We start from the raw sequence: 18,742 nt of genomic DNA, 5'->3' as shown, positions 1-18,742 counted from the left end.
GACGTCGACCGACTGCACGAAATACCGAAACTTGCCGAGGTCGGCATTCCTTCGCGCCCCCCTCTGCCCTGCCGGGCATCTCCCCCACTTGGGGGGAGATTGGCAGCGTCGCCGCCGGCACCAAGCCTAAAAACCGCGCCTACCTGCCTTGCCTTCACCCTAAGCTGAATTGACCCTGCACTCCCAACATGCCAAAGGCCCGCGAAAGCCTTTCATCTGGAGTAGCCTGATGACCGATCGCGTCGAAATCGCCGGATTGCGGATCGCCCGCGAACTTCATGACTTCGTTGTCAACGAGGCCGCTCCGGGCACCGGCATCGACCCGGACAAATTCTGGAACGGCTTTTCGGCCATCGTCCACGACCTCGCGCCGAAGAACCGGGCACTGCTGGCAAAGCGCGACGCTATCCAGGAAAAGCTCGATGACTGGTATCGCGCCAATGGCGCGCCGGTCGACATGGAAGCCTACAAAACCTTCCTGAAGGAGATCGGCTATCTCGTCCCCGAAGGCCCGGTCTTCTCGGTGACGACCGAAAAGGTCGATCCCGAGATCGCCGTCGTCGCCGGGCCGCAGCTTGTGGTGCCGGTGATGAATGCGCGCTATGCGCTCAACGCCGCCAATGCGCGCTGGGGCTCGCTCTATGATGCGCTTTACGGCACCGACGCGATTCCCGAGACAGACGGCGCCGGGAAGGGCAACGGCTTCAACCCCGCGCGTGGTGCGAAAGTCGTCGCCTGGGCCAAGGACTTTCTCGACCAGTCGGTGCCGCTCACATCGGGCAAATGGGCCGGCGTCAACGGCCTTTCGCTGGCCAATGGCGCGCTGCGGCTCAGCGCCGGCGCCGGCTCGACCACCCTTGCCGATGTCAGGCAGTTCGTCGCCTATCGCGGCGATGCCGCCAACCCGCAAGCCGTGCTGCTGGTCAGCAACGGCCTGCATATCGAGATATTGATCGACCGCGACAACCAGATCGGCCGCACCGATCCGGCCGGCATCGCCGACATCATCCTGGAATCGGCGCTGACCACCATCCAGGACTGCGAGGATTCGGTCGCGGCGGTGGATGCGCAGGACAAGGTCGTCGTGTACCGCAACTGGCTCGGCCTGATGAAGGGCGACCTGGCCGAAGAGATCACCAAGGGCGGCCGGACCTTTGTCCGCAAGCTCAACCCCGATCGGTCCTATACCTCGCCCAATGGTGGCACGGTGACGCTGCCCGGCCGCTCGCTGATGCTGGTCAGGAATGTCGGCCACCTCATGACCAATCCGGCGATAACGGACCGCGACGGCAACGAGGTGCCGGAAGGCATCATGGACACGGCGATGACCGCGCTGATCGCGCTGCACGATGTCGGGCCGAACGGCCGCCGCGCCAATTCCCGCGCGGGCTCGATGTATGTCGTGAAACCCAAGATGCATGGGCCCGAGGAAGTCGCCTTCGCCGTCGAGATCTTCGATCGCGTCGAGGCCCTGCTCGGTATGGACCAGAATACCATCAAGATGGGCATCATGGACGAGGAGCGGCGCACCACCGTCAACCTCAAGGAGGCGATCCGCGCCGCCAAAGAGCGCGTCGTGTTCATCAACACCGGCTTCCTCGACCGCACCGGCGACGAGATCCACACCTCGATGGAAGCCGGCCCGATGATCCGCAAGGGCGACATGAAGCAGGCCGCCTGGATTTCCGCCTACGAGGCCTGGAATGTCGACACCGGGCTGGAATGCGGGCTTGCCGGCCATGCCCAGATCGGCAAGGGCATGTGGGCGATGCCCGATTTGATGGCGGCGATGCTCACCGAGAAGATCGCCCACCCCAGGGCCGGCGCCAACACCGCCTGGGTGCCTTCGCCGACCGCGGCGACGCTGCACGCCACCCACTATCACAAGGTCGATGTCCACGCCGTCCAGGCGGCGCTGAAGAGCCGGCCGAAGGCCAAGCTCGACGACATCCTGTCGGTGCCGGTCGCGGTGCGGCCCAACTGGTCTCCGGCCGACATCCAGGCGGAACTCGACAACAATGCGCAAGGCATTCTGGGCTATGTCGTGCGCTGGATCGACCAGGGCGTCGGCTGCTCGAAAGTGCCAGATATCAACGATGTCGGCCTGATGGAGGACCGCGCCACGCTGCGCATCTCCTCGCAGCACATCGCCAACTGGCTGCACCATGGCGTCTGCACGGCCGACCAGGTGATGGAAACGATGAGGCGCATGGCTGATATCGTCGACCAGCAGAACCAAGGCGACCCGCTTTACCAGCCGATGGCCGCCGATTTCGACGGCTCCGTCGCCTTCCAGGCCGCCTGCGACCTCGTCTTCAAGGGCCGCATCCAGCCCAACGGCTACACCGAGCCGGTGCTGCACGCGCGGAGATTGGAACTGAAGGCGAAGGGAGCGGCCTGAACCGGAGATTTGGAGCCGCCGGCGTTCCGTTCCCCTCCTCTCGAGCGAGAGCGCGCTACGCCGCCTGTGCCACCCGCTCCGAACTCATCCGGTAGGAGATCGCTTCGGCCAAGTGAATGCGGCCGACGGTCTCGCTGGCGTCGAGATCGGCCAGTGTTCTCGCCACCTTCAGCACGCGGTGATAGGCCCGCGCCGAGAAGCCGAGCTTTTCGCTGGCGTCCTTGAGCAGCGACAGGCCCGATGCGTCGGGCATGGCGATCTCCTCGATGACCGCCGGCGCGCAATGCGCGTTTGTGGTGGCGCTGGTGACGCCGAGCCGTTCGAAGCGCTCGCGCTGGAGGGTGCGGGCACGCGCCACGCGCAGCGCCACGTCGGCGCTCTTCTCCGCCCGGTCGGGCCGGATCAGGTCGCTGGCCGAGACCGCCGGCACCTCGATCCTGAGGTCGATGCGGTCGAGCAGCGGTCCCGAGATGCGCGCCTGGTAGTCGGTGCGGCAGCGTTCGCCGCGCAGGCAGCGATAGCCGGGCTCGCCGGCCATGCCGCAGCGGCACGGGTTCATCGCCGCCACAAGCTGGATGCGCGCCGGATAGGTGACGCGGTGGTTGGCGCGCGCGATCATGCAGTCACCGGTCTCGAGCGGCTGGCGGAGCGCATCGAGCGTCTGCGGCGTGAATTCGGGAAATTCGTCGAGGAACAGCACGCCGTGGTGCGCAAGCGACACTTCGCCCGGCCGCGCCCGGATGCCGCCGCCGACCATCGCCGCCATCGAGGCCGAATGGTGCGGCGCGCGGAACGGCCGCCGGTCGGTCAGCTTGCCTTCGCCGAGCTCGCCGGCGACGGAGGCGATCATCGACACTTCGAGCAGTTCCTTCGGCGCCAGCGGCGGTAGGATCGACGGCAGCCGCTGCGCCAGCATCGATTTTCCCGATCCGGGCGGGCCGACCATCAGCAGGTTGTGCCCACCGGCCGCCGCCACCTCCAGCGCTCGTTTGGCGGTTTCCTGGCCCTTGATATCGGCAAGATCGGGCAGGTCGCGCGCCGCGGCATGGATGCCGGCCTCCGGCCGGGACAGCACCTGCGTGCCGCGGAAATGATTGGCGATGGCAATCAGGCTGCGCGGCGCGAGTATGTCAAAGTCCTTGCCGGCCCAGGCGGCTTCCGGGCCGCAGGCGAAGGGGCAGATCAGGCCCTTGCCTTCAGAATTGGCCCCAATCGCGGCCGGCAAGGCGCCGGCGACGGCGGCGATAGTGCCGTCGAGCGATAGTTCGCCAAGCACGACATAGCCGGCCAGCATGTCGCCCGGAATGGCGCCAAGCGCCGCCATCAGGCCGAGCGCGATCGGCAAATCGTAGTGGCTGCCCTCCTTGGGCAGGTCGGCGGGCGCTAGGTTGACAGTGACCTTCTTGGACGGCATCGACAGGCCGGAAGCATGCAGTGCCGCCTGCACCCGTTCGCGGCTTTCGGCCACCGCTTTGTCGGCCAGGCCAACGATGTGCATGTTGACCTTGCCGGGCGCGATCATCACCTGCACGTCGACCGGCACGGCCTCGATGCCCTGGAAAGCAACCGTGCGAACCCGCGCCACCATGTCTTGCCCCCGGATCTGGGCTTGCCCCAAGCCTTTTGCAATCAGGCCGCGAAGGGCCTGGGCCGGAGACAATCACAGTTCCTCGGCTAAATCAAGAACATTACAGGAACACGCAATCGCTTAAGTTGCGGCGCGATTGTCTCCGGTTGCAAAAACGGAACATGGTTAATACAAAATGAAAACGGCTATTTCCGCTTGGCCTCCACCGCGTCCCAGAACAGGCTGGCGATGTCGGCGCCGCCGAAGCGTTTGACTTCGCGCACGCCGGTCGGCGAGGTCACGTTGATCTCGGTCATGTAGTCGCCGATGACGTCGATGCCGACGAGGATGAAGCCGCGTTCCCTCAGTGCCGGCCCGATGCGGGCGCAGATCTCGCGCTCGCGCTCGGTCAGCTCGGTCTTCTCGGCGCGGCCGCCGACATGCATGTTGGAGCGGGAATCGTGCTCGGCCGGCACCCGGTTGATGGCTCCGACCGGTTCGCCGTCGATCAGGATGATGCGCTTGTCGCCCTTGCGCACGTCCTTCAGGTAGCGCTGCACGATGTAGGGCTCACGGAACAACTGGCCGAACATTTCGAGCAGCGAGGCGAGGTTGCGGTCGGCCTCCAGCAGGTGGAAGATGCCCGCGCCGCCATTGCCGTAGAGCGGCTTGACGATGATGTCGCCGAATTCCTTGCGGAAGGCGGCGACCTCCTGGGGATCCTTGGTGATCAGCGTTTCCGGCATCAGGTCGGAAAACTCGGTGACGAAGATCTTTTCCGGGCTGTTGCGCACCCAGGCCGGGTCGTTGACCACCAGCGTCCTGGGGTGGATGCGCACCAGTATGTGCGTGGTGGTGATGTAGTTCATGTCGAAGGGCGGATCCTGTCTCAGCAGGATCACGTCCATCTCCGACAGGTCGGTTCGCACCTTCTCCCCCAGCGAATAGTGGCTGCCCTTCTCGTCGCGTACCTGCATCTCCTCGATGCGGGCGAACACCTTGCCGTCGCGCAGCGACAGCCGGTCGGGCGTGTAGTGGTAGAGCTGATGGCCGCGCCGCTGCGCCTCCAGCGACAGCGCGAACGAAGTGTCTCCGGCGATCGACACGGTGGAGATGTGGTCCATCTGGACGGCGATTTTCAGCTTCATGGCAGGTCCCCAGCACGGTCGATGAGAGAGCGATATAAGGGTCCCGGCGCCTTCTGCCAATCGGGCCACGCCTCTAGCGGTCGAAGACCAGCCTGGAATAGCCGAGAAAGGACAGCGCCATGGCGGCCAGCGAAGCGAAAGCAAGGGCGGCCAATGGCGGGGTTGTCGGCAGGACGACAAGGATGGCGCAGTAGACCAGATAGTTGGCGATGCTGGTGGCTATGCCGATGCTGCCATAGCGGGCACCTTCCCGCACCAAGCCGCGGCTCGACGGCGAGAAGGTCAGATGCCGGTTTATCTGCCAGGTGACGCAGAGTGCAAAGCCGATGGACAGCATGCGGGCGCTGAAAGGGCCGAGCGGCGTGACGGCAAGCAGCAGCCAGAGGGCGGCCGCGTCGGCGACGAAGCCGATGCCGCCGGCAAAGAGGAAGCGGATAAGACGGCTCACCGCTTCATGCGGCGCGAGGCGTCTTGCCTGGGCCGGCCTTCGCGGCAGTCGGCTCGCTGGCGCGCTCGCGCCGCTCTATGCGGCCCGAAGGCATCGACAGGTAGAAGATGCGCTTCTGTTCGGCGCGGCCGCGCGACACCGAATCGAGGATCACCCCAGTCACACCAGCCAGCATCGAGAGCAAGAGCAGGCCGACCGACAGCACCCATGTCGGCATGCGCGGCACCAGCCCGGTCTCGGCGAATTCGACCAGCACCGGCGCCATCAGGAACAGGCTCGACGCCAGGAAGACCAGGGCGAAGGCGCCGAAGAAACGCAGCGGTTGCGTTTCCTTCATCAGCATGGCGAACATCCAAAGGATCCTGGCGCCGTCGCGAAACGTCGAAAGCTTCGACGACGAGCCGTCCGGCCGCTTGCCGTAATCGAGCGCGATCTCGCTGACGGGCAATTTGAGCTGCGAGGCATGCACCGACATTTCGGTCTCGATCTCGAAGCCGCCGGAGACGGCCGGGAAGCTCTTGACGAAGCGCCGGGTGAAGACGCGGTAGCCCGAGAAGATGTCGGTGAAATCGCTGCCGAACAGCCCTTTATAGAGGCTGTTGAAGACGCGGTTGCCGAAGGCATGGCCGGTCCTGCCGGCATCGTCGGTGACGCCGCGCCGGGTGCCCACCGCCATGTCGGAGCGCTCGGTCAGAAGCGTGTTGATCAATTGCGGCGCGTCTTCCGGCGCATAGGTGCCGTCGCCGTCGGCCATCAGGTAAATGTCGGCGTCGATGTCGGCGAACATGCGCCGCACCACATTGCCCTTGCCCTGGCGCGGTTCGCGCACCACGATGGCGCCGGCGGCGCGGGCCCTGAGCGCGGTCAGGTCGCGCGAATTGTTGTCGTAGACATAGACCGTCGCCAAAGGCAGCGTCTCGCGGAAGCGCCGCACCACCTCGGCGATCGTCAATTCCTCGTTGTAGCAAGGCAGCAGCACGGCGATGGCGGGTTCGTAGCGAAGCTCTTGCGGCATTTTCCTCTCCGGGTGCCTCGCCGCCACGCGCGGTTCGCGCCGAAAGTCAGGCGCGTTCAGGCGGTTTTACTATTTATTGAAGCCGTTAAGGCTAGGTTTAAGGCCGACTTTACGAGTGTCGATTGGCCGAAAAAGCCCGGCATTCCTGCCAGGGGCGATGGGATGAGCACAGCCAGCAACGGCGCTTCCACCTGGAAGTCCGACATAGCGTTTGCGTTGCTTGCCGCCTTGCTGCTGCTGGCGCTCGATCTCTATGCCGGATTCCCGCAACTGGCCAACCCGGCCGGCGACAATGACAGCCTGCTGCAACTGGTGGAGGTTCGCGACCTCCTGGCCGGCCAGGGCTGGTTCGACCTGCACCAGTACAGGATGGGGCTGGAGGGTGGCTTCGTCATGCACTGGTCGCGGCTGCTCGACGCCCCGCTGGCGCTCGGCATGCTTGCCCTGTCGGCCCTGACGGGCAGTGCCGCTTTGGGCGAGCAGGTCGTGCAGGTGCTTTGGCCTCTCCTGCAATTCTGGCTCGCGCTGTTCTCCATCATGCGCGCCGCGCGCGCTTTCGCCGGCGAGCACGCGGTCCTGCCCGCCGCGGTGGTCGGCGGAGCGGCCTTGTATTATCTCGGAATCTTCTCGCCCGGCGCGCTCGATCACCACAATGTCCAGCTGATGCTGACCTTGGCCGGCTTGGCTTTGCTGCTTGAAGCACCTCGCCACCGGACAGCCGCCCTGTTTGCCGGCGCGTGCGCCACGCTGGCATTGGCGATCGGCATGGAAAGCGCCCCCTATGCTGGAACCCTGGGCGCCATCGTCGCCCTGCTGTTCCTCGTCAGCGGTGGCGGCGAAAGGCTGATCGCCAGGGATTTTGGCTTGGGCGTCACCGCCGTCTCGGCCCTTGTTTTCATCACCACCATACCGGCGTCGGCATGGGGGCAGACCCAGTGCGACACCTTCTCGACCGTGCAGTTCGTGGTTGCCGCGCTTGCCGGCGCCGGCCTTGCGGTCATCGCCTCATGGGGCGCCGCCAATGCGACGTACGGCCGTCGCCTGGCCTCGCTCGGCCTGCTGGCGTTCGTGCTTGTCCTTGTCGTGATGTTTCTGTTCCCGCAATGCCTGGCTGCCCCCTATGCCGGCCTCGACCCGCGCCTCCAGCAGATGTGGCTCGGTCATATCGACGAAGCGCAGTCGATATTCCAGCTCGTCGCGGCCGATCCGGCCAGAGCGGTGGCGCGCTTCGCGACGCCGCTGGTAGCGATCGTCCTGATGGCGCTGCGCCTCGGCAAGGGCGGCTGGCGGCGGCAAGACAGTCTCGTCGGCGCGCTGCTGGTGATGGCTTTCCTGGTCAGTGCCTGGGAGGTCCGCGGCTCGACCTTCTCCATCGCCTTCGCGGTGATCCCGCTTTGCGCCTGGATCGCCGAATGGCGGCAGCGCGCCGAAAACAGCCCGTCCGGCGGCTCCGTGCTCCGTATGGCCGCGGCCTGGCTGATCTCGGTCAATGCGGTTTGGTCCAGCGCTGCCGAGGCGGCATCGAGCGCCTTCCAGACCGGTGCGGCCGTCACCAATGCCGGCATCGATGCACCTTGCAACAGCAAGGCCTCGTTCGCCGTGCTCGCCCGCATGCCTGACACCACGGTGCTGGCCATCTCCAATCTCGGCTCGCCGATCCTGGCCTTTACCGGTCATCGCGCGCTCGCTGGGCCCTACCACCGCAACGTCGCCGGAAACCTGCTCGTATTCGATGCCTTGCTGGGCTCGGCCACTGACGCGAAAGCCGTCGTGGCAAACCATCGCGTCGGGATTGTCGCGCTCTGCCGCGGCAATCCCGAAACCAGGCTTCTCGCAACCAAGGCGCCTGACGGCTTTCTGGCCGGGCTGATGCATGGCAGCGTGCCGGATTGGCTGGAACCGGTGGCGGAGACCCAGGGCGCGCCGCTGGAGCTCTATCGCGTTCGCACCGCCGGTTGAGAATCCGCCTGAGCGACGGCGCCCTTGAGCCCGGGCGGCTTTGCGGAGGGCAACGCGCTCTAGCGGCGAAAAATCGATTTTCCCGATACGTTTCCTAAAGGGTTTGCTGCCAGTCTCGGAAATAAATTCCGACTTCGAGAAACAGGGACACCGATGCAAACTTCGTTTGGCACCGGTCAGGCAAACAGGGAGAGCACGGATCTGGCATTCACCGATCCGTTGACCGGGCTTGGCAACCATCGCCGCTTCTTCGACAAGGTCGATCGCCTGATCAGCGACCGTGCCGACGATCCCGCGCCCTTCACCGTCGGCATTCTCGACCTTGATGGATTCAAGCCGATCAACGATCTGTTCGGCCACAAGGCCGGCGACGACATCCTGATCCAGGTGGCGATGCGCCTGCGCGCCTCGATGGACGGCCATTCCACCGTCTGCCGCATCGGCGCCGACGAATTCGCCTTCCTCTATCCGCTGGTGTTCAGCGAGGAGGCGGCCGCCGAAAAGTCGCGCATGCTGATCGAAATCCTGTCGGCCCCGTATGATGTCGGCGAACGCACGGCGAGGCTGTCGGCCTCCGTCGGCTGTTCGCTGTTCTATTCCGGCGACGAGACCACCGAGATCCTCATCAACAAGGCCGAAACGGCGCTTTACCATGCCAAGCGATCCGGCCGCGGCCGGGTCGTCGTCTATACCCGCGAAATGGAAGAGGCGGCCAAGCGCGTCACCCGCATCGAGCAGGCGCTGCGCCGCGCCGTCTCGGCCGGCGAGGTGGAGCCGCATTTCCAGCCGATCGTCGACCTCACCACGCGCCGCACCATCGGCTTCGAGACGCTGGCGCGCTGGACCGACCGCGATCTCGGCTCGGTGCCGCCGACCGTCTTCATTCCGATCGCCGAGGAGCGCGGCATCATCGGCCCGCTGTCGCAGCTAGTGCTGCGCAAGGCGACCGAGGCGGCGAGGAGTTGGCCGAAGGACCTGTTCCTGTCCTTCAACCTGTCGCCCTCGCAGCTCGTCGACCAGAACACCGGCCTGCACATATTGGCGATCCTCGATCGCACCGGCTTCGATCCGCGCCGGCTGGAGATCGAGATTACCGAGACCGGCCTGATGAACGATCCGGCCTCGGCCGCGCAGATCGTCGAGGACCTGCGCCGCGTCGGCATCCGCGTCTCGCTTGACGATTTCGGCACCGGCCAGTCCTCGCTCGGGCGGCTACGCGAATTCCATTTCGACAAGCTCAAGATCGACCGCGCCTTCGTCTCCTCCATTCTCGATGACCGCCCGTCGGAGCACATCATCCGCGCCATTCTCGCAATGTGCGAAGGGCTCGGCATGGATGTCGTCGCCGAAGGCATCGAGGAAGAGGCGCAGGCCGACCGGCTCGTCCAGTTCGGCTGCGCCGGTGGGCAGGGCTATCTGTTCGGCAAGCCGGCCGATGCCGACGCCACGCTCGGCTATCTCCGCGATTCCTTCCGCGGCGCCCTGCGCGCCAAGGCGGTCTGAACGGGCGATTGGCCCGTTCGATCGAGGCCGTGCCGTGCCTGCGCGCGACCTTCAGGCTTTTTGTCAGACATAAGCCGGAAAATCCGTCTTTTCGCCCTTGCCCGCCGGACCGGTCTGGCTAGGATGCGCGCCGGTCAACCCGGGAGACGAAAACCATGATGCCATCGGCACGTTTTGCCGACCTCGAAGGCGCTTCGGTGCTGATCACCGGCGGCGGCTCCGGCATTGGCGCGGCATTGACCGAGGGTTTCATGCGCCAGGGCGCCAAGGTCGCCTTCATCGACATCGCCGACAAGCCCAGCACCGCGCTTGCCGACCGCATCGAGAAAGAGCTCGGCCGCCGGCCGCTCTACCTCAAGTCCGATCTGCGCGACATCGAAGCGCTCCGGGCGTCTGCCGCGAAGGCGGCCGAAGCGCATGGCGACGTCACCGTGCTGGTCAACAATGCCGCCTGGGACGAACGCCACGCCGTCGAAGACGTGACGGTGGAGTTTTGGGACAACAACCAGGCGATCAACCTCAGACCGCATTTCTTCACCGCGCAGGCGGTGGCGCCGGGCATGAAGCGGGCCGGCGGCGGCTCGATCATCAATTTCACCTCGACCTCCTACCTGATCAACCACCCCGACATGCCGGCCTACACCGCCGCCAAGGCGGGCATACTCGGCCTCACCAAGGGTTTGGCCGGCAAGCTCGGGCCCGACCGTATCCGCGTCAACGCCGTCGCGCCCGGCTGGGTCATCACGGAACGGCAGCAGGAACGCTGGGTGACGGAGCAGGCGCTTGCCTCTCATGTCGCCAAGCAGTGCATCAAGGACGTCATGCGGCCGGACGATTTGGTCGGCACCGTGCTGTTCCTGGCCTCGGACGCCTCGCGCATGCTGACCGCGCAAATGCTGATCGTCGACGGAGGTTTCCTGTGAGCCCCGGGTTTGCCGGCCCCCGATTTGTCGGCAATGTGCCGGCGGTCGCGGCGCTCGATTGGGGCACGACCCGGCTTCGTGCCTGGCTGATCGACGGCGGCGGCAAGGTGCTTGCCGAGCGTCGCGGCGACGACGGACTGATCACCGCGCGCGAGAAGGGCTTTTCCCGGGTTCTCGAGGGTCATCTCGCCGCCATGGGCGCGCCGGAAACGCTGCCCGTCATCATCTGCGGCATGGCAGGCTCGCGCCAGGGCTGGCTCGAAGCGCCCTATGTCACCGTGCCGGCGCCGATCGGCGCCATCCTGGCCGGCGCGGCCCGCATCCCGGGGGAGAGCCGCGACATTCGTATCGTGCCCGGCCTTGCCCAACGCCTGGCCGATGCGCCAGACGTCATGCGCGGCGAGGAGACACAGCTTGCCGGCGCCGGTTTGCCGGCAAAGGGGCGTGAAATCGTCTGCATGCCGGGCACCCATTCGAAATGGGTTCTGGTTGAGGACGGCGCCGTTGCCGGCTTCGGCACATGGCCGACCGGCGAGCTGTTCTCGGTGCTGGCCGCGCATTCGATCCTGCGCCATTCGCTCGGCGAGCATCCCAAGCCGGTCGACCCGCAGAACCCTTTCTTCCGCCGCTGGTGTGGTGCGGCGTTGACCGAAGGTGGCGACGTCACCGCAAAACTGTTCTCGATCCGCGCCGCCGGTCTGCTCCAGGACATGAAGGCCGACGATGCCGCGGCCTGCCTGTCGGGCCTGCTGATCGGCGGCGAGATCGCCTCGGCGAGGCGCCGCCAGGCCGCGGGCGCCACATCGGTGGTGCTGATTGCCTCCGGCGCGCTTGCGGCGCTTTATCGGCAGGCGCTCGGCCTTGCCGGGCTTGGCGTGCGGACCGTCGACGCGGATGAGGCGGTGCGTGCCGGCCTGGTCGAGGCGGCGCGCGAAAACGGCATGATCGCCAGAACCGGAGTTGCCCGATGAACCAGACCGCTGCGTTCCCGAAGCTCAAGCGCGGGCTGGTCGCCATCCTGCGCGGCCTCAAGCCTGCCGAGGCGGTGGCGATCGGCCAGGCGGTCTTCGATGCCGGCATCGAGGCGATCGAGGTGCCGCTCAATTCACCCGATCCGTTCGCGTCCATCGCCGCCATCCTCAAGGCGCTGCCGCCGGCCGCGCTGGTCGGCGCCGGCACGGTGCTGACGCCGGCCGATGTCGATGGCTTGCACGAAGCCGGCGGCCGGCTGCTGGTCAGTCCCAATATCGATGCCGAGGTGATGGAACGCGCCATGCAATACGGCATGGTCACCATGCCCGGCGTGTTCACGCCCACGGAGGCCTTCCTGGCGATCCGGCTCGGCGCCTCGGCGCTGAAATTCTTCCCGGCAAGCGTGCTCGGCGCATCCGGTATTTCCGCCATCCGCGCGGTGCTGCCGGCTTCGACATTGGTCGGCGCGGTCGGCGGCGTCTCAGAGAAGGACTTTGCCGGCTACAAGGCGGCCGGCGTCACGGTTTTCGGGCTTGGTTCCAGCCTGTTCAAGCCGGGCATGAGCGTCGAAGACGTGGCCGCGCGGGCCCAGGCGGCGGTGACGGCCTGGGACGCGGTGTTCGGCGGAGACGCAGGATGAGCGAAGCGATCGTTTCGGTTTTTTCCGACCATGTCTGCCAGCTCGGCGAGGGGCCGAGTTACGACCCCGCCACCGACACGCTCTACTGGTTCGACATCGTCAAGGGCCATCTCCTGGAAAAGCGCCTGTCCGGCGGCGCGACCCAGGTGCACGAGCTTGGCCGGATGGCCAGCGCTCTCGCCATCATCGACGACAAGCGCCAGCTGATCGCCACCGAAACCGGGCTTTTTGTCCGCGACGTCGCCACCGGCAGGATGACGCTGCACACACTTGTCGAGGCCGATAATCCGGTCACCCGTTCCAACGATTCCCGCGTTCATCCCTGCGGCGCCCTGTGGACCGGCACGATGGGCAAAAGCGAGGAGAAGCGCGCCGGCGCGATCTACTGGTTCTTCAAGGGCGAATTGCGCAAGCTGTTCTCCGAAATCACCGTGTCGAACTCGATCTGTTTTTCCGCGGACGGGGCGCTCGCTTATTACACCGACACCTCGACCGGCCTGTTGATGCGCGTCGCTTGTGATCCGGCGACCGGCCTGCCGGCGGGCGAGCCGAAAGTGTTCGTTGATCACCGGTCGGCCAAGGGCTTCGTCGACGGCTCCGTGCTCGACCGCGACGGCATCCTGTGGAATGCCGTCTGGGGCGGCAAGGTGGTCAAGGGCTACGCCCCGGACGGCAAGCTGGTGCGCACGATCGCCATGCCGGTGACGCAGCCTTCCTGCCCGGCCTTTGTCGGCAAGAACGCCAGCCGGCTGGCGGTTACATCGGCCTGGCACGGCAAGGACGACAAGCAGCGTCAGCTCGACCCGCAGGCCGGCATGACCTTCCTCCTCGACATCGAGGTCAATGGCCGGTTCGAGCCCCGCGTGCTGATCGCCTAGGGCACCTGATGCCGGCCTTTTCGGCTCGGCCTGACGCGAGTCTCGGTACCCCGATGCACCGGGTCTGACGGGATCATTCGGCCGGCTGTCACGCAGGCGTCCGGCCCGCGTCGGTTTCGCGAAAGCCTGGCGTCTTCGCCATGCGATGGTGTGGAATTGCACCATTGGGAATCATGTCATGTCCAGCCCCAGGCTGATCCTCGTCCACGAGCCGGAAAAGGCCTGCCTCGAGCGGCTCCTCGCCGATGGCCACGCGCCGGAGCGTGCCGCCGAAATCGTTTCTTACCTGGCGCAATCGACCGATCTCGCGCATGAATTCGACGCCCTCGCTTCTGCCTTCAATCGGCGCGATCTCGGCTTCGCGGCGGTGGAGCTGGACGATGCCGCCGATATGCTCGCCAAGGCCGACCCGGCCGCCACGCTGGTCTGGACGCTGACCGACGGCATCGCCTATTTCCGGGGCGGCGCGGCGCCTGCACTTGCCAGGCTGAACGGCCTGAAGGCGATCGGCGCCGAGGATTCGCTGTTCGCGCTCTGCCAGGACAAGTTCCGCTCCGGCGCCGTGCTCGGCGCGCTCGGCTTGCCTGTGCCGCGGGCCGGCCTGGCGCGCAACGGACAATGGCTGGTCGAGCCGCCGGTTTCCGCCGCCGGCTGGTTCGTCAAGCCGAACCGGCTCGGCGCCAAGATCGGCATCTGGCCGGATTCGCGCTGCGGCGATCTCGGCCACGCGCTGGAGCTTAGCCGGCGTGTTTTCACCGCCTATCGCGACGACGTCGTCGTCCAGCCCTATGTCGGCGGCCGCAATGCGCGCGCCAGTTTCCTGGGCCTGAGGCCGGACACCGGCGTCGAAGCGCTCGGCGTCGCTTTCGTCGAGTCCGGCGGCGATTTCCAGACCATGGAAGACAGCCTGGCGCTTTACGGCGAGACCGGCGAGGCGGCGAAGGCGGCGGGCAAATACGCCGAGCCGCTTCTGCTTCCGGTCGCCGAAAGCCAGCCGCTCGCCGATGCAAAAGTCCGCGCCATCGCCGAACGGCTGATGAGCGGGCTCGGCCTGCGCGACGTGTTTTCCATCGATTTCAGGATCGAGCCCGACGACACCGTTCACCTCATAGAATTCGAGGTCTGCCCCGGCCTGCCTTGCTTCGATTTCCGCGCCTATTGCCGGTCTCAATGGGGCTTGGAGCTTGCCGACGCCATGGCCGAAACCGCGGCGAACCGAATGACCCGTTAAAGCGCGGCAAGATTGCCTGCCGTACGCTATCCCAAAGGCATTCGCTCGAATGCCTGCAAGGAAGGATCTATCCTGTCCCAGGCATGGCCGCGGATGGCATATGTGACCACCTGCGGATTGAACTGGCCGGGATCGTCAAGGCTGGTCGCGTGAACCGCTATCAGGTCCGGCCTTGCGACCTGCGTCAGGTAGACCGGCGTTCCACAGGTCGGGCAGAAGGCGTGGATCTTTTCGTTGCCGCTGTCGCCCGCCACCCGCCAGGTGCTCGCTTCGCCCGTGATCGTCACATCGGCTCGCCGGGGGAAAGTCAGATAGGAGCTGTGGCCCGTGCCGCTTCGCTTCTGGCACTCGTGGCATTGGCAGTGGTTTTGAAAGATGGGTTCGCTGCTCGTTTCATAGCGGATCGCACCGCATGCGCATCCGCCGGTGTAGCGTTTGGTCATTGTCGTTTTCCTGCAGTCGGATTTGCTGGTCAGGCCGATTTCGGCTTGGCGAAAATATCGATGCCGCTGCCGGTCTCCAGGAAGGATTTCATGCTGGACAGCACCGCCGGCCATCCCTGGCTGACACCCTTCGCCATGCCGCTGCCGGCTTCGAGTTCGTCATGGCTGACGGTCAGCCGCACCATCGTGTCGTATTCCTCGATGGCGAACGTCACCCGGCTGTGTTTCGACGGATCGTCGGCCTGCGAAGCGTTTGCCCAGGTCATCACGAGACGGGTCGGCGGCGAGATCTCGACGACCTTGCCGACCAGTTCGACGGTGCGCTCGTCATTGGCGCGGATATGTTCCCATTTCGATCCCGCCTTCCAGTCCGAGACGTTCTCATGGCCCCAGTAACGCCGTGCGATGTCGGGCCTGGTTATGGCCTCGAACACTTTTTGCGGCGTCGAGCGGATGTAGGTCACGTAGACAAAGCTGGTCGTCTCTGCGGTCATTTGTCTTCTCCTTCGAGTTCCTGTTTCAGGTCATGCAGCAGGCTGAGCCGCTGGCGTTCGAATTTGCGCACCCAGCGCTCGTAGACCTCGTGCAGCGGCACGGGATTGATGAAATGCAGCTTCTCGCGGCCGCGTTTGACCGTGCTCACCAGATTGGCCGCCTCCAGCAGGTCGATGTGTTGGGTGGCGGATTGCCTGGCCATATCGAGATGTTCGCAAAGCTGGCCCAGCGTCTGCCCGTTCTTCTCGCACAGAAGATCAAGCAGCCTTCTGCGTGTCGGGTCGCCCAGCGCCTTGAAAACCTTGTCCGCGTCCATCGGGTTCACTCTGATGTGAAGCCATAATATGCAGGTAAATACCTGCATGTCAACCCGCGATCGGCCGGCATCAAAATTACCCCCGTGTAAGGGCTGTTCGGACGCGATTGCTAAAGGGATTATGCGTCAGCCATGTCGTGGCCGTTGTCGAACGACTGTGCCGGTTGTCGCTCAAAGACAACCGGGCGGGGCGCCGCCTGCTGGGCCAGGCTGCGGGATGTGAACCTCAGGACTCGTGCAAAGGCCGCGGCCGGCACTGATGCCGGCCGGGATAGCCTCAGACGCCCTCGACCAGCACGATCTCGCCGTCGGCGACCTTCTGGCGAATGGCGGCGGCGCGCTGGTATTCAGGTGAATGGTAGCAGTCATGCGCGGCGGCAAGCGTCTCGAACTCGATGACGACGTTGCGCGCGCGGCCGGCCCCTTCTGCCTTCTCATGCTCGCCGCCGCGCGCCAGGAATTTCGCGCCGAAGCGCTCGAAGGCCGGCTTGGCGGCGGCGACATAATCCTTGTAGCCTTCCGCGTCGCGCACATCGACGCGGGCGATCCAGTATCCCTTGGGCATCCTTCTTCTCCGAAGCCGTTCGTTGGAAATTATGCCGAGCGCATTTCGTCGAGGATGGCTTCAGCCGCCGCGCGTCTGTCCGCCGCGGCGACGATCGGGCGCCCGACGACCAGATGGCTGGAGCCGCTGCGGATGGCATCCGCCGGCGTCATCACGCGCTTCTGGTCGCCATGGTCGCTGCCGGCGGGGCGTATGCCTGGCGTTACCACCGCCATGTCGGGCCCGACGATGCGGCGCACCGCCTCTGTTTCCGCGGCCGAGCAGACGATGCCGCCCATGCCGGCATGCAGCGCCTGTTCCGCGCGCCGCAGCACCAGCGTGTGCGGGTCGTATTCGTAGCCCGCGTCGATCACGTCCTGTTCGTCCATCGAGGTCAGCACGGTGACGGCAAGCAGGCAAAGCTCGCTGCCTCTCGCCGCCTCGACCGCCGCCCGCATGGTCTTCGGGTAGGCATGCAGCGTCAGCATGGTCATGCCCATCTTGACGATGTTCTCGACCCCCTTGGCCACAGTGTTGTCGATGTCGAGCAGCTTCATGTCGAGAAAGATCTTCTTGCCCGCGCTGGCGAGCTCCCTGGCGAAATCGAGCCCGCCGGCGAAGGCGAGCTGATAGCCGATCTTGTAGAAGGAGACGACGCCGTCGAGTTCGCGTACCGCCTTCTCGGCCTCCTTCAAGCTCGGCACGTCGAGGCCGACGATCAGCCTTTCGCGCATTGTGTCGGTCTGCATGGCGTTGGCGATCACGGCTCGACCCGGGTCGACAGCATGCGCGAGGTTTCGATCAGCGTGCGGCATAGGTGCTCCATGGTTCGGTGCAGTCGTTCGTCCTTGAAACGCCCGTCCTCGTCGAAGGCGTTGCCGCCTTCCGGCACCGAGCATTCCGGCGTCACCACCTCCATCTGGCAACGCACCAGCACGGCGCGCAGATGGTTGATGCAGCGTATCCCGGCGAAGTGTCCGCTGGAAGACGAACTGAGGCCGGCGACCTTGCCGGCAAACGGCCTCACCGCACGGCCGCCATCCTTGCGCACCCGGCTCACCCAGTCGATCGTGTTCTTGAGCAGCGGCGGAATGGAGCCGTTATATTCGGGCGTGGCGATCAGCAGCCCGTCATGGGCAATGATCATCCGGGCAAGTTTCAGGGCGTTTTCGGGGACGCCTTTTTCCTTCTCCAGATCCTCATCCATGATCGGCAAGGGGTAGTCGCCGAGCGAGATGCGAGTGACCTCGGCGCCTTGTACCGCAAGTTCCTTCTGCGCCACGTCGGCGGTCCTGCCACTGAAGGCCCCGGCCCGGACCGAGCCGGCAAAGACGAGGATTTTTGGGATCACTGCCATTGGCCAACCTTGTTCCCGGACAGGTACAGCCAGAGCCCGCTCAAATCAATGCAGATCAGGCAAAGCGTCATCCCCGGGCTTGCCCCGAGGATCTGCCAACGCATCCAAGTCAGACATTTTCGTCCCAATGCCCACCGCATCTGATACCGCTATGCGGCAGATCCTCGGGACAAGCCGCAGGATGACGACTTTCGAAGACATTCGCGGTCGGCTTCGCAATCCTTAATGCGCCTCGCGCCGGTAGATCCACAGCTGCGTCGGCGGGATGTTGCGGATGATGAAGTCGAAATGCTTGACCGTATAGTCGCCGCGGCCGGGCGGGATCGGCGACATCGGGCCGTAGGTCAGCTGCACGATCGGCCGGCCGGCCGGAATGCGGTCAAGCAGGCTTTCGATATAGGCGATGCGCTGGGCGACCGGGAAGTTGAGCAGCGGCACGCCCGAGACCACCGAATCGAACATCATCCCGCTCTTGGCGCCAAGCGTGGCGTTGAGATTGAAGGCGTCGCCCTCGATGACGTTGACGCCGGGGTAGAGCCGGCGCAGATGGCGCACGAAGTCGGTGGAATATTCGACCGCGTAGAGGTTTTCAGGCCTCACGCCCTGGGCCAGGATGGCGCGGGTGATGACGCCGGTGCCGGGCCCGACCTCGAGCACCGGCAGACCGGACTTCGGGTCGACGATCGAAGCCATCTTGCGGGCGGTGATGGAACTGGTCGGCACGATCGAGCCGACCGTCTTCGGCTTGTCGATCCAGCCCTTGAAGAACTTCAGCTCGTCATCGAACTTTTCGGCAAGCGCCTTCCGCAGTCCCGGACCACGTGTCATGCTAGCTCTCCTCAGCGCTCCCCTGAGAGCTACTTAACACCTAAGCCGCCCAAGGCAAGGCAGGGTCATGCCTA

At 65.3% G+C, this 18,742-nt stretch carries 19 protein-coding genes; 8 read left to right on the top strand and 11 right to left on the bottom strand.

All coding sequences use genetic code 11. The features are described 5' to 3' along the window. Positions 1–229: 229 nt before the first annotated feature. Entirely contained in the window at positions 230–2,401 is a 2,172-nt protein-coding gene (locus FJ973_RS01600) for a malate synthase G (protein WP_140554683.1), read from the top strand. A 55-nt stretch (positions 2,402–2,456) separates the two neighbouring features. On the opposite strand, the gene FJ973_RS01595 is transcribed toward FJ973_RS01600, so the two are convergent. The 4 genes from FJ973_RS01595 to FJ973_RS01580 all read right to left on the bottom strand — a co-directional run bounded on the left by FJ973_RS01595 (position 2,457) and on the right by FJ973_RS01580 (position 6,579). Continuing rightward, positions 2,457–3,989 carry a YifB family Mg chelatase-like AAA ATPase gene (locus FJ973_RS01595; RefSeq protein ID WP_140514180.1) on the bottom strand — a complete coding sequence of 511 codons (1,533 nt, stop codon included), beginning with the start codon at positions 3,987–3,989 and terminating at the stop codon, positions 2,457–2,459. 185 nt (positions 3,990–4,174) lie between these two features. Then, positions 4,175–5,116: a glutathione synthase gene (gene gshB / locus FJ973_RS01590; protein ID WP_140554682.1), complete on the bottom strand. Its 942-nt coding sequence runs from the start codon at positions 5,114–5,116 to the stop codon at positions 4,175–4,177. A gap of 73 nt (positions 5,117–5,189) precedes the next feature. Then, entirely contained in the window at positions 5,190–5,564 is a 375-nt protein-coding gene (locus FJ973_RS01585) for a GtrA family protein (protein ID WP_140514183.1), read from the bottom strand. Positions 5,565–5,568: 4 nt separating this feature from the next. Then, positions 5,569–6,579, bottom strand: a complete 1,011-nt coding sequence (locus tag FJ973_RS01580; RefSeq protein WP_140514184.1) for a glycosyltransferase — start codon at positions 6,577–6,579, stop codon at positions 5,569–5,571. A gap of 162 nt (positions 6,580–6,741) precedes the next feature. Here FJ973_RS01580 and FJ973_RS01575 point away from each other — a divergent pair, with 162 nt between their 5' ends. The 7 genes from FJ973_RS01575 (at position 6,742) to FJ973_RS01545 (ending at position 14,685) form a co-directional block, all read left to right on the top strand. Further along, positions 6,742–8,538, top strand: coding sequence for a GtrA family protein (locus tag FJ973_RS01575; protein ID WP_140554681.1), 1,797 nt, complete (start codon positions 6,742–6,744; stop codon positions 8,536–8,538). A 153-nt stretch (positions 8,539–8,691) separates the two neighbouring features. Then, positions 8,692–10,041, top strand: coding sequence for an EAL domain-containing protein (locus FJ973_RS01570; RefSeq protein ID WP_140554680.1), 1,350 nt, complete (start codon positions 8,692–8,694; stop codon positions 10,039–10,041). A gap of 155 nt (positions 10,042–10,196) precedes the next feature. Further along, a complete protein-coding gene (locus FJ973_RS01565) occupies positions 10,197–10,964 on the top strand; it encodes an SDR family oxidoreductase (protein WP_140491653.1) in 768 nt (255 codons plus the stop codon). Continuing rightward, positions 10,961–11,935 carry a 2-dehydro-3-deoxygalactonokinase gene (locus FJ973_RS01560; protein WP_140554679.1) on the top strand — a complete coding sequence of 325 codons (975 nt, stop codon included), beginning with the start codon at positions 10,961–10,963 and terminating at the stop codon, positions 11,933–11,935. Before FJ973_RS01565 ends, FJ973_RS01560 begins: the two co-directional genes overlap by 4 nt. After that, complete coding sequence (locus FJ973_RS01555) at positions 11,932–12,576, top strand: 2-dehydro-3-deoxy-6-phosphogalactonate aldolase (RefSeq protein ID WP_140491649.1); 645 nt, start codon at positions 11,932–11,934, stop codon at positions 12,574–12,576. The genes FJ973_RS01560 and FJ973_RS01555 overlap by 4 nt, the downstream gene beginning before the upstream one ends. After that, positions 12,573–13,454, top strand: a complete 882-nt coding sequence (locus tag FJ973_RS01550) for an SMP-30/gluconolactonase/LRE family protein (RefSeq protein WP_140554678.1) — start codon at positions 12,573–12,575, stop codon at positions 13,452–13,454. Before FJ973_RS01555 ends, FJ973_RS01550 begins: the two co-directional genes overlap by 4 nt. 178 nt (positions 13,455–13,632) lie before the next feature. Then, the gene (locus FJ973_RS01545; RefSeq protein ID WP_140554677.1) at positions 13,633–14,685 is read left to right on the top strand and encodes a D-alanine:D-lactate ligase-like protein; all 1,053 of its coding nucleotides are present in this window, start codon (positions 13,633–13,635) and stop codon (positions 14,683–14,685) included. 26 nt (positions 14,686–14,711) lie between these two features. Here FJ973_RS01545 and FJ973_RS01540 read toward each other — a convergent pair whose 3' ends face one another. The 7 genes from FJ973_RS01540 to pmtA form a co-directional block, all read right to left on the bottom strand. Then, positions 14,712–15,128: a GFA family protein gene (locus FJ973_RS01540; RefSeq protein ID WP_140554676.1), complete on the bottom strand. Its 417-nt coding sequence runs from the start codon at positions 15,126–15,128 to the stop codon at positions 14,712–14,714. Positions 15,129–15,157: 29 nt separating this feature from the next. Then, positions 15,158–15,622: an SRPBCC family protein gene (locus FJ973_RS01535; protein WP_140491642.1), complete on the bottom strand. Its 465-nt coding sequence runs from the start codon at positions 15,620–15,622 to the stop codon at positions 15,158–15,160. Beyond that, complete coding sequence (locus tag FJ973_RS01530) at positions 15,619–15,939, bottom strand: helix-turn-helix domain-containing protein (RefSeq protein WP_140491640.1); 321 nt, start codon at positions 15,937–15,939, stop codon at positions 15,619–15,621. The genes FJ973_RS01535 and FJ973_RS01530 overlap by 4 nt, the downstream gene beginning before the upstream one ends. A 277-nt stretch (positions 15,940–16,216) precedes the next feature. Next, positions 16,217–16,504, bottom strand: coding sequence for a DUF1330 domain-containing protein (locus FJ973_RS01525; RefSeq protein WP_140491638.1), 288 nt, complete (start codon positions 16,502–16,504; stop codon positions 16,217–16,219). A 29-nt stretch (positions 16,505–16,533) separates the two neighbouring features. After that, positions 16,534–17,247, bottom strand: coding sequence for an orotidine-5'-phosphate decarboxylase (gene pyrF, locus FJ973_RS01520; protein WP_181165186.1), 714 nt, complete (start codon positions 17,245–17,247; stop codon positions 16,534–16,536). Continuing rightward, positions 17,244–17,840: an NADPH-dependent FMN reductase gene (locus tag FJ973_RS01515; protein WP_140491631.1), complete on the bottom strand. Its 597-nt coding sequence runs from the start codon at positions 17,838–17,840 to the stop codon at positions 17,244–17,246. The genes pyrF and FJ973_RS01515 overlap by 4 nt, the downstream gene beginning before the upstream one ends. 222 nt (positions 17,841–18,062) lie before the next feature. After that, positions 18,063–18,668: a phospholipid N-methyltransferase PmtA gene (gene pmtA, locus FJ973_RS01510; protein WP_140514197.1), complete on the bottom strand. Its 606-nt coding sequence runs from the start codon at positions 18,666–18,668 to the stop codon at positions 18,063–18,065. Positions 18,669–18,742: the final 74 nt, after the last annotated feature.

The sequence above is a fragment of the Mesorhizobium sp. B2-1-3 genome, from assembly GCF_006442495.1.
Classification (GTDB): domain Bacteria; phylum Pseudomonadota; class Alphaproteobacteria; order Rhizobiales; family Rhizobiaceae; genus Mesorhizobium.
Note: the sequence above shows the minus strand (reverse complement) of the source record. Positions and strands in the feature narration are given on the sequence as shown.

Excerpts from the sequence above, each read along its gene's own strand:
- FJ973_RS01600 (WP_140554683.1), top strand. The coding sequence starts at position 230 with ATGACCGATCGCGTCGAAATCGCCGGATTGCGGATCGCCCGCGAACTT.
- FJ973_RS01595 (WP_140514180.1), bottom strand. The coding sequence starts at position 3,989 with ATGGTGGCGCGGGTTCGCACGGTTGCTTTCCAGGGCATCGAGGCCGTG.
- gshB (WP_140554682.1), bottom strand. The coding sequence starts at position 5,116 with ATGAAGCTGAAAATCGCCGTCCAGATGGACCACATCTCCACCGTGTCG.
- FJ973_RS01580 (WP_140514184.1), bottom strand. The coding sequence starts at position 6,579 with ATGCCGCAAGAGCTTCGCTACGAACCCGCCATCGCCGTGCTGCTGCCT.
- FJ973_RS01575 (WP_140554681.1), top strand. The coding sequence starts at position 6,742 with ATGAGCACAGCCAGCAACGGCGCTTCCACCTGGAAGTCCGACATAGCG.
- FJ973_RS01570 (WP_140554680.1), top strand. The coding sequence starts at position 8,692 with ATGCAAACTTCGTTTGGCACCGGTCAGGCAAACAGGGAGAGCACGGAT.
- FJ973_RS01565 (WP_140491653.1), top strand. The coding sequence starts at position 10,197 with ATGATGCCATCGGCACGTTTTGCCGACCTCGAAGGCGCTTCGGTGCTG.
- FJ973_RS01555 (WP_140491649.1), top strand. The coding sequence starts at position 11,932 with ATGAACCAGACCGCTGCGTTCCCGAAGCTCAAGCGCGGGCTGGTCGCC.
- FJ973_RS01550 (WP_140554678.1), top strand. The coding sequence starts at position 12,573 with ATGAGCGAAGCGATCGTTTCGGTTTTTTCCGACCATGTCTGCCAGCTC.
- FJ973_RS01545 (WP_140554677.1), top strand. The coding sequence starts at position 13,633 with ATGTCCAGCCCCAGGCTGATCCTCGTCCACGAGCCGGAAAAGGCCTGC.
- FJ973_RS01540 (WP_140554676.1), bottom strand. The coding sequence starts at position 15,128 with ATGACCAAACGCTACACCGGCGGATGCGCATGCGGTGCGATCCGCTAT.
- FJ973_RS01535 (WP_140491642.1), bottom strand. The coding sequence starts at position 15,622 with ATGACCGCAGAGACGACCAGCTTTGTCTACGTGACCTACATCCGCTCG.
- FJ973_RS01530 (WP_140491640.1), bottom strand. The coding sequence starts at position 15,939 with ATGGACGCGGACAAGGTTTTCAAGGCGCTGGGCGACCCGACACGCAGA.
- FJ973_RS01525 (WP_140491638.1), bottom strand. The coding sequence starts at position 16,504 with ATGCCCAAGGGATACTGGATCGCCCGCGTCGATGTGCGCGACGCGGAA.
- FJ973_RS01515 (WP_140491631.1), bottom strand. The coding sequence starts at position 17,840 with ATGGCAGTGATCCCAAAAATCCTCGTCTTTGCCGGCTCGGTCCGGGCC.
- pmtA (WP_140514197.1), bottom strand. The coding sequence starts at position 18,668 with ATGACACGTGGTCCGGGACTGCGGAAGGCGCTTGCCGAAAAGTTCGAT.